This window comes from Rummeliibacillus sp. POC4, assembly GCF_003576525.1.
Taxonomy (GTDB): domain Bacteria; phylum Bacillota; class Bacilli; order Bacillales_A; family Planococcaceae; genus Rummeliibacillus.
Window position 1 is genome coordinate 40,133 of record NZ_QWUA01000010.1, and the last position, 17,566, is coordinate 57,698.

Annotated in this window: 22 protein-coding genes; 6 read left to right on the forward strand and 16 right to left on the reverse strand. The window is 34.0% G+C overall.

Translation table 11 applies throughout. From position 1 onward, the window contains the following. Window positions 1-19 precede the first annotated feature (19 nt). The 8 genes from D1606_RS05340 to D1606_RS05380 all read right to left on the reverse strand — a co-directional run bounded on the left by D1606_RS05340 (window position 20) and on the right by D1606_RS05380 (window position 7,730). The gene (locus tag D1606_RS05340) at window positions 20-610 is read right to left on the reverse strand and encodes a GNAT family N-acetyltransferase (RefSeq protein WP_119414989.1); all 591 of its coding nucleotides are present in this window, start codon (window positions 608-610) and stop codon (window positions 20-22) included. A 656-nt stretch (window positions 611-1,266) separates the two neighbouring features. Further along, window positions 1,267-2,037, reverse strand: coding sequence for a DODA-type extradiol aromatic ring-opening family dioxygenase (locus D1606_RS05350; protein ID WP_119414991.1), 771 nt, complete (start codon window positions 2,035-2,037; stop codon window positions 1,267-1,269). Window positions 2,038-2,221: 184 nt separating this feature from the next. Further along, window positions 2,222-2,419, reverse strand: coding sequence for a DUF4177 domain-containing protein (locus tag D1606_RS05355; protein WP_119414992.1), 198 nt, complete (start codon window positions 2,417-2,419; stop codon window positions 2,222-2,224). 275 nt (window positions 2,420-2,694) lie between these two features. Continuing rightward, window positions 2,695-3,774, reverse strand: a complete 1,080-nt coding sequence (locus D1606_RS05360; RefSeq protein ID WP_119414993.1) for a YkvI family membrane protein — start codon at window positions 3,772-3,774, stop codon at window positions 2,695-2,697. Next, window positions 3,771-4,901 carry an o-succinylbenzoate synthase gene (gene menC / locus D1606_RS05365; protein WP_119414994.1) on the reverse strand — a complete coding sequence of 377 codons (1,131 nt, stop codon included), beginning with the start codon at window positions 4,899-4,901 and terminating at the stop codon, window positions 3,771-3,773. The genes D1606_RS05360 and menC overlap by 4 nt, the downstream gene beginning before the upstream one ends. 14 nt (window positions 4,902-4,915) lie before the next feature. After that, window positions 4,916-5,737, reverse strand: a complete 822-nt coding sequence (locus D1606_RS05370; RefSeq protein ID WP_119414995.1) for a GNAT family N-acetyltransferase — start codon at window positions 5,735-5,737, stop codon at window positions 4,916-4,918. Then, a complete protein-coding gene (locus D1606_RS05375) occupies window positions 5,734-6,876 on the reverse strand; it encodes a M20 peptidase aminoacylase family protein (protein ID WP_119414996.1) in 1,143 nt (380 codons plus the stop codon). The genes D1606_RS05370 and D1606_RS05375 overlap by 4 nt, the downstream gene beginning before the upstream one ends. Then, window positions 6,873-7,730, reverse strand: a complete 858-nt coding sequence (locus tag D1606_RS05380; RefSeq protein ID WP_119414997.1) for a MurR/RpiR family transcriptional regulator — start codon at window positions 7,728-7,730, stop codon at window positions 6,873-6,875. The genes D1606_RS05375 and D1606_RS05380 overlap by 4 nt, the downstream gene beginning before the upstream one ends. Before the next feature lie 427 nt (window positions 7,731-8,157). Here D1606_RS05380 and D1606_RS05385 point away from each other — a divergent pair, with 427 nt between their 5' ends. Next, the gene (locus D1606_RS05385; RefSeq protein WP_119414998.1) at window positions 8,158-8,538 is read left to right on the forward strand and encodes a DUF4183 domain-containing protein; all 381 of its coding nucleotides are present in this window, start codon (window positions 8,158-8,160) and stop codon (window positions 8,536-8,538) included. Between the two features lie 95 nt (window positions 8,539-8,633). On the opposite strand, the gene D1606_RS05390 is transcribed toward D1606_RS05385, so the two are convergent. The 6 genes from D1606_RS05390 to D1606_RS05420 form a co-directional block, all read right to left on the reverse strand. Further along, complete coding sequence (locus D1606_RS05390; RefSeq protein WP_119414999.1) at window positions 8,634-8,918, reverse strand: DUF4183 domain-containing protein; 285 nt, start codon at window positions 8,916-8,918, stop codon at window positions 8,634-8,636. 237 nt (window positions 8,919-9,155) lie between these two features. Then, window positions 9,156-9,656, reverse strand: a complete 501-nt coding sequence (locus D1606_RS05395; RefSeq protein ID WP_119415000.1) for a DNA-deoxyinosine glycosylase — start codon at window positions 9,654-9,656, stop codon at window positions 9,156-9,158. A gap of 63 nt (window positions 9,657-9,719) precedes the next feature. Next, entirely contained in the window at window positions 9,720-10,337 is a 618-nt protein-coding gene (locus tag D1606_RS05400; RefSeq protein ID WP_119415001.1) for a VanZ family protein, read from the reverse strand. Window positions 10,338-10,417: 80 nt separating this feature from the next. Next, entirely contained in the window at window positions 10,418-10,837 is a 420-nt protein-coding gene (locus D1606_RS05405; protein ID WP_233548024.1) for a PH domain-containing protein, read from the reverse strand. An 86-nt stretch (window positions 10,838-10,923) separates the two neighbouring features. Further along, window positions 10,924-11,190, reverse strand: a complete 267-nt coding sequence (locus D1606_RS05410) for a YesK family protein (protein WP_119415002.1) — start codon at window positions 11,188-11,190, stop codon at window positions 10,924-10,926. Between the two features lie 576 nt (window positions 11,191-11,766). After that, window positions 11,767-12,147: a hypothetical protein gene (locus tag D1606_RS05420; protein WP_119415004.1), complete on the reverse strand. Its 381-nt coding sequence runs from the start codon at window positions 12,145-12,147 to the stop codon at window positions 11,767-11,769. Window positions 12,148-12,432: 285 nt separating this feature from the next. Between D1606_RS05420 and D1606_RS05425 the strand changes: the two genes are divergently transcribed. After that, entirely contained in the window at window positions 12,433-12,969 is a 537-nt protein-coding gene (locus tag D1606_RS05425; protein ID WP_119415005.1) for a helicase, read from the forward strand. Window positions 12,970-13,015: 46 nt separating this feature from the next. On the opposite strand, the gene D1606_RS05430 is transcribed toward D1606_RS05425, so the two are convergent. Beyond that, window positions 13,016-13,729 (reverse strand): nucleotidyltransferase domain-containing protein, encoded by a 714-nt coding sequence (locus D1606_RS05430; protein WP_119415006.1) that lies wholly within the window; start codon window positions 13,727-13,729, stop codon window positions 13,016-13,018. Window positions 13,730-13,734: 5 nt separating this feature from the next. Beyond that, a complete protein-coding gene (locus tag D1606_RS05435) occupies window positions 13,735-14,277 on the reverse strand; it encodes a GNAT family N-acetyltransferase (protein WP_369973751.1) in 543 nt (180 codons plus the stop codon). A gap of 181 nt (window positions 14,278-14,458) precedes the next feature. Here D1606_RS05435 and D1606_RS05440 point away from each other — a divergent pair, with 181 nt between their 5' ends. The 4 genes from D1606_RS05440 to D1606_RS05455 are packed head-to-tail and all read left to right on the forward strand — an operon-like array spanning window position 14,459 to window position 17,447. Continuing rightward, a complete protein-coding gene (locus D1606_RS05440) occupies window positions 14,459-15,571 on the forward strand; it encodes a helix-turn-helix domain-containing protein (RefSeq protein WP_158582316.1) in 1,113 nt (370 codons plus the stop codon). 1 nt (window position 15,572) lies between these two features. After that, window positions 15,573-15,773 (forward strand): PLD nuclease N-terminal domain-containing protein, encoded by a 201-nt coding sequence (locus D1606_RS05445; RefSeq protein WP_199670670.1) that lies wholly within the window; start codon window positions 15,573-15,575, stop codon window positions 15,771-15,773. Further along, window positions 15,770-16,678: an ABC transporter ATP-binding protein gene (locus D1606_RS05450; protein ID WP_119415009.1), complete on the forward strand. Its 909-nt coding sequence runs from the start codon at window positions 15,770-15,772 to the stop codon at window positions 16,676-16,678. Before D1606_RS05445 ends, D1606_RS05450 begins: the two co-directional genes overlap by 4 nt. Window position 16,679: 1 nt before the next feature. Continuing rightward, window positions 16,680-17,447, forward strand: coding sequence for an ABC transporter permease (locus D1606_RS05455; RefSeq protein WP_119415010.1), 768 nt, complete (start codon window positions 16,680-16,682; stop codon window positions 17,445-17,447). Window positions 17,448-17,566 lie beyond the last annotated feature (119 nt).

The following is a 17,566-nucleotide window of genomic DNA, read 5'->3' on the forward strand; positions in this document are numbered from 1 at the left end:
GATTGGCATTTTATTATGTTTAATTGATAACCGATGCCTCATCTTTTCCTGTTTGTAAATTGATATACTCTTCTTTTAACATAGAATAATATTCACTATCCGTAAGGACACCTTTAATCATATGATTTTTACGAAGAGTAGCTTCATGTGTCATACCTAAACGACGCAACAGCTTTCCTGAAGCTTCATTTTTAACATCACATTCTGCAAATACTCTTTCTAACTCTAGTATGTTGAACGCTAAATCGAGTATTAACTTTCCTGCTTCTGTCATGTAACCTTTTCCCCAATAATGCCTATTTAATGTATAACCTAGTTCTCCACTCTTATTATAATCGTGGACTCTAAACTCAATTGCACCAATCATTTTATTGTTTTCTTCTTTTAACAAAACTGCATATTTACCGATTGGCTCTTTTATAAAATAGTTTGCTATAAAACTTTTTGTTTGGTTTAGATCTTTATGTTGGTCATAAAGGTAACGTGTTGTTTCTTCATCAGATGTATATTCATACATATCTTCAGCATCTTCAAACGCTACCGGACGTAATATAAGACGCTCACTTTCCATTCGACTATGCTCTACCATTAAAAGGTTTTCTTGTTTCAAGTTAACTCTCCCATCTTTATAATGCCATTGTTATTTTACTATCTTTTCCAATTATTATAACATAATGGAACTACCATATATAGTATATTTTGCTAAAAGTATTTAGTATTGAGTAAATGCTAGTGGAACTAGGGATAGCTACCTTAGAATACCTTAATGAAATTAATACGCTACTCTAGTAATGCTCCACATTATCAAAAGAAAAGATACGGTTAACCAAAAAGTATTAATAGTAGTTTTTTCATCGTTCTTAACCTTTTTTAGTATTTTCACTAGATTTAAACAGAAGACAACACATAGAACTGGCATTAAATATAATCCAACAAAAAGAAGTAAATCACCTAAAAAGTTATACAAAAATTAACCTCCTTTCAAGATAGAACTACTACTTATGTATTCTATTTATTTATAAACAGCTCTGCTTCACCACGCTTTCCCACAAATATAACCAATTATTAATCAATTAAGAGTGTGTGAAAAATGTACAACATTAAGTACAATTCCCTACCAACTTATATCTTGGCAGTCGTACTACCTAATCTATAAAATATTCTTTATCAATCATCAACATTCCTGCTTTTACTATGGATTTCCCTTCTGCTATGGTTAAAAAGTCAAAAAAAGAGAGGGCAATTCCCTCTCTTCTTAAAATATATCTAAAATTCTATACACATATTACTCATTGTACCAAATTCATAGGATTGATTGATTTTATTTGGTTTTGTTGTTTTGTTGCTTGCGCTTCCCATTGCGATGAATAGTGGCACAAAATGTTCTGCTCTCGGAACGGCAAGTGCAGCATTTGGTGCAAGTGAACGATACTGATCTAATGTATCGATATCGCCTTTTTCTACATGTTCAAAAATCCAGTTATCAAAATCGACTGCTTCTTTTACTGGACTTGTTGCACGAGGGTTCATCCATTGGAAATTATGAACGGTTGTACCACTACCAATTACTAAAATGTCTTCTTCGTCAAGTCCCTTTAATGCTTCTCCAATTTTGTATTGCTCTTTTGGTGATAAAAATGCGTTAACTGAAATCGCAACGACTGGAATATCTGCTTCTGGATACATATGTTTTAACGCTACCCAAACACCGTGGTCTAGACCGCGTTCTACTTCACGACGAGTTGCAATACCAGCTTTTTCAAAACGATCTTCCACTATTTCTGCAACTATTTTTGAGCCTTTCGCAGGGTATTTAATCTGATACATTTCTTCAGGAAAACCGTAGTAATCATACACTGTATCTAAAATATCATCTGTATAGGTGATTGCTAATGTTTCACTTTCCCAATGAGCACTAAAGATGACAATCGCTTTCGGTTTAATGTGTTTTCCTAAATCCTTTAGAAACGCTGAGTAGTCATTTTGTGTTACTGCTAAGTATGGTGAACCATGTCCTATAAATAATGCTGGGACCATTTGAAAACTTCCTTTCTTTATAACCCTATAAATACCTAATGTTATCATAATCTTTTCAAGGTAAAAACAGAAGTCAGGAGGTCTATAAATCTTATTTAGGCTCTGTTAAATTTTAATGTTGATAATCGCATAAAAATTAAAGGAAACCAAATTTAGTAAGTTTCCTTCAATCTTTCTGTTCAGTTTACTTTTGTACAGGTCTTTCAAAGATTAAATCATAATAAGAACCTACTGCAACTCCTGAAGTTACACTGTCAGGAGAGAAAATTTGAACAAAACGCCATCCCTGTTCTGCGTGACTTTTAATTACTTCTTGATAGTCCTCTTTAGGATTACCAGATATTTTTTTAAACTCTATTTTGACGAACTTGTATTCAAACATTTTATTATCCTCCTTTTGAATATAATTATTTGTACGGTTTCAATTGAAATAAGTTTCAATAACATTTAGAGGCAACATTGTTCATATAACCTGCCTCGTTGAATAAAGATTACACAATAAATTTTGACAGTCGTAAACTGTCATATGTGTCTATCATTTCAAATACAAAAGATGTTAATAGAAATTCTTATATATGCTGTTTAGTGCTTTCTTTTTATAGAAAAAGCCTTCCAGTTATCCATTTGGAAGGCTTCACTACAATATTTCTTTCAATATCAAGCTTCTTTTACAACTAATGATTTCGCTTTTGAACGTTTGACATTCACAAACCATGCAATCACAATGGCAATCATTAAAACAAAACCTAAGTACCCCATTGCTGGATATACCGTGCTCACCAAAGTGATAAAGCCTACAAAACTTAGACCAAATCCACCAACACCAATTACCCAAACTACCCAATTGAAATGTTTACTTTCTGCTGGAACGATACGAACAGTAAAAGCATAAAGCATACCTACAGCTGTGTTATAAATCATTCCCAGTAAAGCAATTGACATGAGAACACCAAGAATCGGTGAAATGTTCGTTGCAAGTGTAAGCATTGGCATATCCGAACTACCAACTTGATTTATTTTTGTGAATATTGCGACATTTATAAGCAAAATAAGAATACCTAATCCAATACCACCGTAAACTCCGCCTTTTTTTGCGATTTTCTCATCCTTTTCAAGTCCCCCCATTACAGTAAGCATTGATGCACCTGCTGCAAGATTGTAGGATACATACAATAGTGCCCCTAAAATCCAATTAGACGACCCTGAATTTTGTTGTTTTGCTAACTGATCCATTTGTCCAGCTGTTAAATCCGTTGTAAAGATGGAATAACCAGCAATAATGACTACCAATACCATTAAGAAAGGTGTAATTGCACTGATCATCGCGATAATCTTCTGAACATTGAACATCAGTGTTAATATTGTTACGACTAACATCGCTAAACTACCATACATGGCCGGAATGCCGAATTGGTTTTCAAAAATCGAACCCGCTCCCGCAAACATAACAACAGATACTCCAAATAAGAAGAACGTGATGACAAAATCAACTGCTGCACCTAAATACTTCCCACAAATTTGATAGACAACTTCTTTATGAGAAGTCGCATGTAAGCGACTTCCTAATGTAGTTAAATTCATGCCTAAGAACGCAAACAATACCGTTGCAATTGCAGTTCCTATAACTCCCCACCATCCGAAACTAGTGAAAAATTGCAAGATTTCTTGTCCAGAAGCAAAGCCGGCACCGACAATGACACCGATAAATGCTCCGGCCATTTCAAAACTCTTTTTCATCGAACCACCTCTTTGTCTACTAAGTTATATACTTTTTTGTTGACGGTGAATTTTTCAATTCGTTCAAGGTTTGGCTCGTATCCAATTCCAGGTTCGTCTGGTACTGTAATATAACCATTTTCAACGATTACTTCAGGATCGATAATGTCACGTTCCCAATAACGTTCAGAACCTGCCGTATCGCCTGGCATGATAAAGTTAGAAAGTGTTGTAATCGCTACATTATGAGCTCGTCCAATACCAGACTCTAACATTCCACCACACCATACAGGAATCCCTTTTGATTCACAATAATCGTGGATTTTTTTGGATTCTGTTAATCCACCGACACGACCAATTTTAATATTAATAATGCCGCAACTTCCTAGTTCAACAGCTTTGCGTGCATCTTCTAAAGAATGGATACTTTCGTCTAAACAAATAGGTGTTTTCAATTGTTTTTGCAATGTGGCATGATCGATAATATCGTCAGAAGCAAGGGGCTGTTCGATCATTGTTAGATTAAATTCATCGAGTTGCTTTAATAACGCTGCATCTTCTAAGCTATATGCTGAATTCGCATCCGCCATTAATGGAACATCCGGGAATCTTTCTCGAATCGCACGAATGACATCGACATCCCAACCTGGTTTGATCTTCACTTTGATACGTTTATAGCCTTCTTTTACATATCCATCTATTAATGAAAGTAATTTTTCAACTGATTTTTGAATACCGATACTAATACCGACTTCGATTTCTTTCTTGTCTCCTCCAAGTGCTGAAGCTAATGTTTGATCTGTCCGTTTTGCATATAAGTCCCATACAGCACCCTCAAGAGCTGCTTTTGCCATATTATTTTTGCGAATGAAAGCAAATAATTCGTTGATTTCATCTGGATGTTCGATTTCTTTTCCTTTGACTAGTGGAATTAAAAAGTCTTCTAGAATGATCCAATTTGTTTTGTAAGTTTCTTCATTGTACCAAGGGGAATCAAATGCAACCGACTCTCCCCATCCTTTGTTGCCTAATTCATCTGTTGCTTCTAATAGTAGAAACTCCTTATTAACAAATGTTCCAAAGCTCGTTGTAAAAGGTGCTTTCATTTTCATTTTTAAATGTCGAATTGTGATATTTTGAATTTTCATCTATAAAATCCTTTCTATTGTGGGATATTTAATTTAGTTTTTGGAACAAGAAGATAATAGTGAATTGGTTTATCTTGTGTTTTTACTAATTCAATCGCTGTATATCCATTTCGGAATAACGTTTTAAAAATGTTACGAGTTTTCATACGCCAATCAATCGCGACATTTAAATCTTGTTCTTTTAAGTGATTGATATCAGCAGGAACAGGTATTAGATAGGCCTCTTTATCAAAATTCGTTATTTTCCGAAAATATTCATCATCACAATACGGTACATTCTGATCGTTATATGCCCATGACGCAAGTACAGTCGGTTTATCGTATTCTTTTTTCACAAACTGATTGACGTAATCGCTTGTGATCCACCAATCGATTTGGAATCGGTCTGAAGGTAAACCTTTGTTCAAACCATCATCCATCTTTCCATAGCAATCTTCAATGTATGTATCGCATACGCCGTGTAATTTCGTTAAGTTTAAATAGGCATTCCTTGTTTGTAATGGATCATACGTCCATGTCATTCTTTCATACCCAATTTTCACAGCGAGTTGTTTTTGTTGTTGTTTTAGCTCTGCCCCTATTCCAAGTTCTCGATACTCTGGGAGAATACCGAGCATATGTGAACAAAGCGAAACTTTTCCATTTTCAAAACCTGCAAAGCCATAGCTAAAACCCACAATTTTATCTCCATCAAATGCACCAATTACTGTTCCTCCATGCTTTACAGCTGTAAGTGTTTGATGTGTTGGGATGGGAGATGTACCCCAAACGGCATGTTCTAGTTGTTGTACAAGTTCCATTTCCTCATTTGTTGTTAATACTTTATACGTAATCATTTTGGTGTCACTTCTTCCTGTGCATATGTGACTGCATTCAATACAGTACGTGTTAAAATTTCAACTCCCGTAAATAGTGCATCTCTATTAAATGTCATATTCGGGTGATGTAAACCTGGTTGTAAACCGCAACCTAGCCCAAGCATAGTTGCTTTAATATTCGTACATTTCAAGGTGTAAAAGTGGAAATCCTCACCGCCTGTTGTTACTACGGGTGGTTTCGTATTGGCTTCACCAACTGTTTCAACTATCGCTTTACGCATTAGTTGCATCGCATCCTTATCTACTTCTGCGGCTGCTATATTAGCGTCAATCTGATAGTCAATTTTAATATCATATTGTTTTTCGACACCGGCAATTGCATGTTCAAATTCCTTCATCAATGCAGTTATACCATCGTTTTTTTGAGAGCGAGCATCGATTGAAAATTCCGCTTTTCCAGGAATAATATTTGCTGCTGAACCTGCATGGAATTTAGTCAATTTTATTGATGATGGAATCATTGGATTGATGTGAATACTTTGCAAGGCATTTACTAAAGATGCACCAATCTCAATGGCATTTTTCCCAAGATGAGGTCGTGCACCATGTGCTTCTCTACCGTAAATCGTACCTGTTATTAATCTTGCAGCACCATGATAGATTGCTGGACTAAATGTGCCATCTTGTAATTCCTCAATCGGTCTGACATGAACACCAAATAAGAAATCGAGGTCATCAACCAAACCTTTGTCGATTAGATGTAGCGCACCTTGTCCTTTTTCTTCTGCAGGTTGGAATAAGACCCGGATTGTTCCATTTTCTGGGTTGTGTAATTTTTGAAGCAATAACAATGTCCCAATCGCCATGGTCATATGTCCATCATGCCCACAAGAGTGATTTGCCTTAAAGACACCATCTACTTCTTGCCAAAGTGCATCAATATCTGTTCTAAGTCCGATAACCGGTTTACCATGCCCAATTTCTACGTACAATCCAGTTGATCCATCTATTAAATGTGGTGAAAAACCATATGACTCTAATAGTTGTTTAATATAATTCGTTGTATTTTGTTCTTTCCAACTTATTTCTGGATGGCTATGTAGATATGTAAAGACATCTTTTAGTGTTGGAGTTATTTCCTCTAGTAATTGTTTCATTTAAAATCATCTCCATCTAAAAATAAAAAGCTACTATCAACACTATCATATTGCGCTTTATACATCTCATATTGCTCTGGCGCTTGAATCGTCATGCCTGAAACTAATGTATTCAAAAAAGAAATGACGATTGGCATGATATCAATTGTTGACGTTTCTGCTGATCCAAGAGGAAAGTAGTAATCAGCATACCGATAAAGTGGTGCTGTCATTGCATCAGATATACCAATAATTGTAACGCCCTTGTTCTTTATCATCCGTGTTAAATCGATTGTCTCTTTGTAGTAACGATGAAAAGATAACACAATCAATACCTCGCCTTTTTTCATATGGCTGAGTAGTTGGATAATATCTTGTGACTGCGGTTCAATCATATAAATATCTGGTCGCAAAAGGTTTAATGTAAAACCTAACCATTGAGCAGCTGCATAAGATGAACGAAGCCCAAGTACATAAATCTTTTTTGCACTATGTAAAGATTGACAACTCTCTTGAAAATATTCTTTATTGATCAATTCAGATACTTCTTGTATTTTCATCGCATCATTTTGCATGACTTTTTCATGAAAGCTACCATTTGCTTCAATTTTATTTTTTGTTGCTAAGTAGGTACCAAGTGAACTTTTGCTTTTCATAAATGAACTTCGAATAATGGATTGCAATTCACTATAACCTGACAACTTAATCGCGTAGCAAAAGCGTATAACAGTTGTTTCACTAACTCCAACAGCTTCTCCAATTTCTTGAGCGGATTTTAAAGCGACATCATGTGGTGATTCTAAAATATAACTTGCTACTTTTTTCTGCCCTTTTGACAGCTGTTCAAAATGTTCTTGTATCAATTGTTGATACATATTTATAACCCCCAAAATGAAGTTTATACTTTATTTCTATATATTTTTGAAGTTTTAACTTCAATTTGTTGTATATAACAATAGCACTTTTAATTTTTAAATTCAATAACTTTTCTGAAAATTTTATTTAATTATGTTTATTAGATGATGATTGATCAATCCCATTTAAATAAATCAAACCAAGAATATCCAAATAATACACCTGTATAACTACAGAAATTAGCTTATAAAACAGATGAAATAGAATACTTTGTTTATACAAAAGGAGCAAAAAAATACCCTAAAGGTCTTCAAAGTAACCTTTAGGATATGTATTCTTCAATAACCCGCCATTCTTAATTATTTTAATGGATGGTACTAAAAAATAACTCACACTTGTTTTTTTACAAACGTATTATAAAAAAACAAGAAATAATGGAGGGAAAAAATGACAAGAAAGAAAAAACGTTCTCACTCTTGCAAACCTGGACCACCTGGACCTCGTGGACCTCAAGGATTACGAGGTCCTCAAGGCCCACCAGGACCATCAATTCCAGTACCAATACAAACAACTAATTTATTATACTTTACTTTTTCTGATGGACAGAAACTTGTCTATACAAACAGTGACGGTTTGCCAGATTACGGAACAACACAAATTTTGTCACCTCTCGAAGTTTCCTATATCAATTTGTTTATTAACGGTATAATTCAACCTCAAACTGCTTATCTCGTGCAAGAAGGATCATTAACGTTGTTAACCCCAACACCTCCCGAAGAAGGAGTACCGATAACACTTCAGTTTATCCTAATTGGTGGTACATCATAAAGAATGGCGTTTTTTATACTTAGTTTTATAGTGAATTTGAAAAAGACAAAAAGCTACTAAAAATAGCCTTTTGTCTTTTTTACTTGATTCAAAAACTAATTAATAACAAATTCTAGCGTAATTGGAGTGGCAGGGTCAAGAACAGCACCGCCTACAATTGTTACTGCAGTAGTTGAAATGCCTGTTAACGTATCATTTGTTTGTAGTACACCATTAACATATAAATTTACAATTGGCGGTGAAGAGGGAAATGTTGAAGTACCACCAGTATCATCAGTAAAATCTGTATTAGCAAATGTTACATCATTAGTTGCAACTGTACCTGCTCCAATTGTACTTATAAATTTTCTTGACGCTATGAACGGTTTAACGATAGCCATGAATAGTCACCCCTTTCCAAATAACTAGGACTTCTTTTGTTACATCTAATACAAAATATGAATAGTCGATTTAATACTCATAGTCTTTAGAAGATGTAAAAAGTCCTTGTACTACAAATTATTCACGTAGTTTAATTTGGAATGGTTAAATATCTTATTTATTTTATAAGAAAATCCTCCGTATTACATATACTTCACCCTTCGGTCACATCAATAACATCAAATGCTGGAACTACTTTATAAATACTCTTCAATAACCCGCCATTCTTCAACTTTCTCATCAAAAGATTTAATGTTTTTGCCGGGAATCGGACTTGTTGAAGGCATTTTTGCATTGTCAATTTGCTGTAAGAGTTCGAGTCCCATATACTTCTTGAAAACGGAATAGGCTTTGCCACCATTAAATAGGATAATTCGAATATTCGAGTATGTTAACAATAGATTCTTAAAGTCATTCGGGATGACATTTCGAATACTAGCATCTGAGCTACCTTCTCTTTCACAAGATTGAATGGTATCCCAAAGACCGATATGGTGTTTTTTTAAAAGTTTTATTCGTTCATCATAATCTGATGGAATTTCACAATTTAGGATTTTCCCGATAATGGGCCAAAAGTGATTTCGCGGATTCCCGTAATATTGTTGTTTTTGCAGCGATAATTGACTTGGCATAGAACCTAATATCAAAACTTTTGTAGATTCATCAATGACAGGTGGTAAAACATTTTGGATATTCATGGCTTTCTTTTCCCTCTTTTAATTATAATTATTCTCCATTATACCCTTGCTGCTCCATACCACTCAAAATAAATCAGGCGAGTTCATACTCAATATCCCACTTTTATTTAAACGTCCGATAGCAAATATACGATTTTTCATGTCAAATATAGCCCTCATCAATAAATATCCAAGTATTCCGCCCAATATGTTGAATAATAAGATTTTTATAAACATGTTATTATTTAAAGCCAAGACTAATCCAAACGATTCAAAAGCAAAACGAAGAATTTCGATTGCAATACAGCTTAGAATAACAGTAGGTACAACTTGCTTTAAGCCATTTAACTTGAACAGAATTGAAAGATAAATACCTAAAGGAATAAATAAAAGTAAATTATAAAAAATAGCAGAAGGAACATTCATTGTTGTCTTCTTATATATAAAATAATACTCGTCAAACAATCCATCTGGAACAGTAACGCGAAAATTATATGGTTGGGTTAGTATCGGGAGTGTGATCCCTCCAAATTTTATTTGAATCAAGCTCAATACATAAAATAAAAAACTATAGAATATTATTCGTTTCGTATTAGTCATCTTCGGTTTCCTAAAGAAATCCAAAAATATATCTATAAATATATAAAGTAGTAATAATATAAATCCCCAAGGAACAATATTGTATAGAATATGTAGAGACATCTACTATTTCCTCCATATTTTTAATTAGTGGTTTGTAAACCTTATGCTGCTAAATAATGTTTCGAAAGCACTAACACTCATTACTTTATACTGTTATCAACCTCAATTTGTGGATTTTTACTTTTTAGAAAAGATACGAATTTTTGTTTATCCTTAGGAGAAACAAGTGCCATTCCGAATTCAGAGCTATAAATGATTTCAAGCCTATCCATCGAAAGTGCGGAAGATGCTAACGGATTTTTTGTTTTTGTTATTTTTTTAATATCTTTTATTGGCACTTTCTTTTTTATAGGACCATTTCGGATGATTAGTAATTCGCTATTTACGGTGTATCCTGTAGTAAACCAACTCCAAGCTAACAGGATTGCTAAAGGAATCGTGAAAAAAAGTGCTTCATAGTCTCTTCCTATAAAAATGGGAGTTAAACAAGCAATTATACAACCCCAATTGATAGGATATATCCATAAATCTTTTTTGATGGAAAATACATTAAAATCCACCTTCCCTAATAATTAGATGCGAATAAAACGACATATCTTTGTTTGTAATGGTTGCAAGAAATTCGGCTGAAATCATTAAGCTACCTTTATTTTGTAACTCTATTTACAATACCACCCACTATTGTTCCTACGAGAATAGAGGCTCCAATAAATCCATAACCCATACCACTCCAACCTCCTACAAACAAGCTAATAATAACAATACCTATGCTTATTATCAGAAGCGCATAAAAACCAATCCTAAGGTACTTATCTTTCTTCTCTGGAATTGATTTTTTTAAAAATATTGATGCAACAACCAAAAGTGCAGTTACTCCTAACGCAATATAAATAAAAATTCCGAAACCTTCCATTTTTACACATCTCCCCTGCCATATTCATAGAATCTATCTATAGTTATATCCTTCAAAAAGCAAAAATGTGTAAGAAAATGGATTACTTTTTCCTTTGTTTAAATATTATATCTTCAAAGATGAAGATTAAGACAGCCATTAAAATTAATAAATAAAATCCTTGGGCGTTGTGTTTTAGTATGACAGTATACATTCCTATTGGGCATAATAAAATAATTATTATCCAAACGATAATGGAATTACCTAAAAATTTCTTTGATAGAAAGTTCATAAATTCCCCCTCTATGATTTTTCAGTTTGTTTTTGTGTTGTTTACAATCTCAATTTTAAACCAGTGTTTTGTAGAATAAATAATCGTAATAATAATTCAATACCATTTTACAATATCCACCCTTATTATATCATGTAAATTGTATGAATTTCCAAATTATTGTAATTAATACTTCTATTAAAAAGGACTTTATTTTTCTTTGTAATTCTCTTGCACAGTTGCTACTTCTACAAATTTTTACACTAAAAAATCCACAGACTGGATTTAAGACCAGTCTGTGGATTAGGATTAACAATTTAAATCGTTTAGAATTTTTTCGCAGTTACTTGTTTATCAGGAAAACCTAGAGCTGACACCATTGCATTATAGGCAGGAAATACGTTGTCATAGGCTTCATTTGCACCTTTTGTATCTACTGTACTTTCAAAATCTTTGGTTACTTCCTTAAAGTAATCTCTAAAAAGATTTAGTTTTTCTTGAAAATCAACCACTTCAGGGGCATTTTCAATTTCAGGATCCATTAGTGTATATATATAATATGAATGTAAATTAGCACAATATCTTTCATACAAATCTGAACGTACTTTACCTTTTTTATTGGCAGCATTTTTTAAGTCTTTCATACTTAAAAGTACGTTTTCTCCTTGTTGTATGATCAATTCTACATTTGTATTGGTTGAATCCATTTCTATTACGACCTTTCTTGTACTGTTACAATATCATCAATATTATAATAGCACAATTGCATAATGATGGCAGTTTAGATGAATTTGAATCACTTGTTTCAATGTTTTGTCTAATAATTTTTATACTTCTTCAATTAATAAATATCGATATCTGTAGATTATAAAAATGATAATCTATTAATCTTAGATTTGAATTCATACAACCGCTTCAATTATGATTGGATAAAGAGTCAAAACAGAATCTAAAATCGTCTCTTTTTAATCCATGGTTAGGGAGTGAAAATAATGAATAGTCAAAATAAAAAGATATATCCTGATTGTCCAATCATCACTAGAATAGTAGAGGTTGGTGGGCTGTCAAAAACAGAGCTTATCCAAAAATTGAAGCAAAATTCTATTCTGATGAACGAGTATGGAGAAAAGCTATTAACAGATGAAAGATTTACAACTTCTCCTATAAAACATAGCCTCCATACCGTTGAACTAACAGTTAGCAACCTCGGCTTTCCTAAAGGGACTACTTCGTCTAAGCTCTATAAAAGAGCAGCAGAACTAGGTTTAAAATTATGTCCGATAGAACTGGGACCCTATTTAAGACTAGCATTTACAGATCAATCTGAAGAGTATTCGGAAAACCTTTTGAAGCGAAAGCAAGCTCCCTTAGGTTCTATTACAATAGCATCTGAGATTCTAACAGAAAACGATAATTTTCCAAAAGGCTTTTATCTAAGAAAAATTAATGGAACGCTTTGGCTTCGAGGCTACATAGCTGATCAACTACATATATGGAACCCTCATGATCATTTTATCTTTTGTCGATAAGTAAAGCTCAAACGGTTGTTTGAGCTTAGCCTATCTACATCAACATTCAGTACTCTTTCCCTAACGAAAACCCTTCAAACAGTGTTCCACCGAAAGGAACTAAAATCTCTTGTACTATTTTTATAACATTTTCTTTTTCACCAGTTCGATAATAATTATCGAAAGCATCTACAAAGCGACTGGCAAATAGTTCATCATATTGTTTTAATGCACGAACAATCCATTTTGACGATCCGATCCATTGACGATTTGTTCGTAAGACGAATTCACTTGCTAATTCAGCTAGATGATTTGCAATGAATAATTCCTCAGCTCGATTCTTACAACCGATGAAATCGTCGAGCGTATCTGTTAAAAAATAGCGTTTGAAATTGATCGTTTCTTTTGACCATTCAGCTGGTCCTTTATTTAATAGCTTTTTCGCCTCTATTTTAATTGATTCGATGATCCCTTCATCTTTTAAAATAATGCCCTCGGCCACCATACTAGGTAAGGAAGGACGTGCTCTTTCTATATCACTATTAAAATAAGCTTTATACGACGTTAAATTATGTATAAATACATCAATAGGCCATCCAAATTGGATAAGGGATTCTCTATAAGACGCACTTATTTTGTTATCAAATATGACAATATCTAAATCTGATGTATCGGTAGCTTCCCCTCTCACTACACTTCCTGCAAGAATGGCACCTTGACATTGTGGGTAAAATTCTTCAATGAACAAACTAGCTGCTTCGACTGGTTTATATTGATGCATACATGTTACTCCCCCCTGTTCCATTCATGCTCCAAAATACTATATAACAATGAATCACGCCAACCTGTTTTAAGAAGCAAGTCTTCACGTATTCTACCTTCTTGAATCATGCCAATTTTTTGTAGTACTTTTGAAGAACCGATATTTCGTGGATCGCAGGTTGCATAGATTCGATGAAGATTTAACGTTTCAAATCCAAATTGTAACAGAAGTTTTGCGACTTCCGTAGCTATGCCCTTCCCCCAATAATCAGGATGAATGATGTAAGCAATCTCCCCTACCCTAAAATCACGAATATTCATCTCCCCAGCGCCGATCATCTTTCCATTTTCTTGTTCAATAACTGAAAAGACATACCGAGAGCGCTCTTCTTCTGTCGCGTCCAATAATACTTGTTTGACGAAATCTTGTGTCTCTTCTTCCGTATTAGGTCCCCAAGGTTGATATTGACAAACAATTGGTAGAGAAGCATATTTATGTACGTCTCGCCAATCTTTTTCGTTCATCTCTTTTAGTATTACTTTTGAATGAATTATTTCGATTGTCAAATTACATACCCCCTTAAGAAAGTTAAATTATACCTATTTTATCAGTTTAATGAATTTATACAATAGTTATTTGTGAATTTCGAAGTTTCCTAACGGTTGATTTTTTCAACTAAAATACACTGTTTCTCCATCGTCTTTACTGTACTTCTAGGATATACTGAACATAAAGGAGTTGAAGATGATGAAAGACTTACAATTTGCTAATACAATTGCTTCTTTACGAAAGACGAATGGCTTAACACAAGACGAAGTGGCTAATTTTGTAGGTGTTTCAAAAGCTGCCGTTTCAAAATGGGAAACCGGTTTAAGTTATCCTGATATATTACTACTTCCTAAACTCGCAACTTATTTTAACTTAACGATTGATGAGTTATTAGGTTATAAACCACAGATGACAAAGGAAAATATTCAAAAATTATATGTTGAACTATCTCAAGACTTTGCAACTAAATCTTTTGATGAAGTCTATTCACGTATTAAAAATATAATTGATGAATACTATTCTTGTTTTCCTTTATTATTGCAAATGGCAGTCATATTGCTAAATTATCAACCGGCAGCTGGTGAGTTAAAAGATGCAGTGATGCAAAAAATTATTACCCTCTGTCAACGTGTTGAAGAATATGCTGAAAATGCACGGCTTTCCTTTCAGGCTCGTTCTATCGAAGCAAGCTGTCAACTGATGATACAAAATCCTGAGAGGGTGTTGGATTTGCTTGGTAATGGTGTTGAACCTTATATCGGAAACGAAATTATCGTTGCAAATGCCTATCAGCAATTACAACAAGCTGACAAAGCTAAAGAAACACTACAAGTTAGTATGTATCAATATATTCTTGGCATTGTATCCATCGCGTCAAATTACTTGATGATGAATAGCACTCAACTCGGAAAATTCGATGAAATGGTAGAACGCACAGAAAAGGTTATTGAAGCTTTTGATTTGGGGCACTTACATTTCAATAGTACCCTTATCTTTTATCTAACATCCGCACAAGGATATATGATGCAAAATCGTGAAGAAAAGGCAATCGTGATGATCAAAAAATATGTAAAAGTTGCACAATCGATTGAGTTCCCTATTACACTACATGGTGATGAATTTTTTGACTTAATCGATGGTTGGGTAGATCGTGAATTTGACTTAGGTTCAAATGCTCCGCGAGATGAACAATCGATTAAACATAGCCTCATTTCGACCATTCAAGATAATCCTGTATTCAAGCCATTACTGCAAAAACAGGAAGTACGTTTAATGCTTACAAATTTACAACACACGTTAGGATGTGATTAATATGTCAATTCAAGAAGCACTACCGTTGATCATCCCAATCGCTATTTTAGAGTGGACACTTGCGATTGTTGCATTGGTACATGTTTTAAAACACCCACACTATCGCTTTGGCAATAAACCTATGTGGATTGTCATCGTTCTTTTCATTCAGATTATTGGACCAATCGTATACTTCTTATTTGGAAGAGGGAGAGATGAATGACTATTTTAACTTTAGATCATGTAACCAAATCATTCGGCTCCAATTTGGTCATTGACGACATTAGCTTCCAATTAGAAGAAGGGAAAATATTTGGTTTACTTGGTCAAAATGGCGCCGGAAAAACAACTTTGATGAAAATGATATTAGGGCTGCTGCCAATAACTAAAGGCAAGATTCTACTATTTGATGAAGAGGTCAAATATGGCTATTCCCCTACCAATCGTCATATCGGTTATTTACCAGATGTCCCTTCCTACTATTCTTATATGACCGCTTATGAATATTTAATATTATGTGGAGAGATTACAGGAATCCCGAAAAAGACGTTAAAAGAACGCGCGGAAAAATATTTAAAACTAGTTGGATTAGAAAAAAACAAAAAGAAGATCCAACAATTTTCACGCGGTATGAAACAACGACTTGGCATTGCACAAGCGCTCATTCACCAACCAAAATTACTTATTTGCGATGAACCGACTTCAGCACTTGACCCTATCGGTCGGAAAGAAATATTGGATATTTTGAAATCGATTAAAAAAGAGACAACCGTCATTTTATCTACACATATTTTGCATGATGCTGAGCAAATCTGCGATGAGGTGGCCATGTTACATAACGGTAAGTTTGTTGTAACAGGGTCCCTTTCAGAAATTATGAAAACACACAGTAAACAACAGATACGAGTTGTATTTGATGACGAAAAACAAGCACAAAATTTTGTCGAGAAATCTGAAATGATTGAAAACGTAAGGATTCAATCAAATATACTATTAATAGAAGCAACTGATATAAAAGATATGCAGAAACAAATTTTTACGCAATGCACATTCCTTCATTTATTCCCATCCTCTATTCAAATAGTCCAACCGTCTTTGGATGAAATTTTCTTGGAGGTGAGTAGATAAGATGCATACTTTTCTCGCATTATTTAAGAAAGAAACAATGGAGTTTAATCGTACTTATAAATTTTTAATCGTTATTTCTGTATTTATGATATTTGCCATCATGAGTCCTTTAACTGCTAAATTCATGCCAGAAATTTTGTCGCAATTTCTTCCAAAAGAAGTAGCTGATAGCTTCCCTGCCCCTTCAGCTCTCGATTCATGGGCACAGTTTTTCAAAAACTTTTCACAAATCGGTCTTTTTGTGATTGCTCTGCTATTTGCAGGAACCATTATTCATGAACGAAGTGAAGGTACCTTAATCATTTTACTGACAAAAGGATTACGACGAAGTACAGTTGTTTTCGTAAAAACAATCTTCTCGATGTTGGTTTGGACCGTAATGTATTGGGGCGCTTTTGGCGTGACCTATTTCTATACTTGGTATTATTGGAAAGACGAACATGCTGACCACTTAGTTCTTGCCGTGGGAAATTTATGGTTATTTGGTCTTTTACTCATTGCGGTAATCTTATTTGGTAACGTCTTGTTCAAATCGATTTATGGTAACCTCCTTTGGACCGCATTATTTGTGGGTGTCTGGTTTATTGTTTCCATCTTCCCTAAGGCAGAAGACTTCAACCTTTTAAGATTGGCTACAGATGGTAATAATATTTTAAAAGGTGTAAATGATGTGGATGATTTTAATTGGATCTATGTTATTTCGATTGGTTTAATCATAGTGTTGCAAGTTCTGACGATTCGAATCTTTAATAAAAAATCGCTAATTTAATATACCCTTAGTTGCTGGTTTTTCTCTTTAAAGTATATAGACTGGCGAGGTTTATAATTGTAATAATAAAAAAGAATCTCTTTCATAGTGAAATGAAGGAGATTCTTTTTTGTATTTTA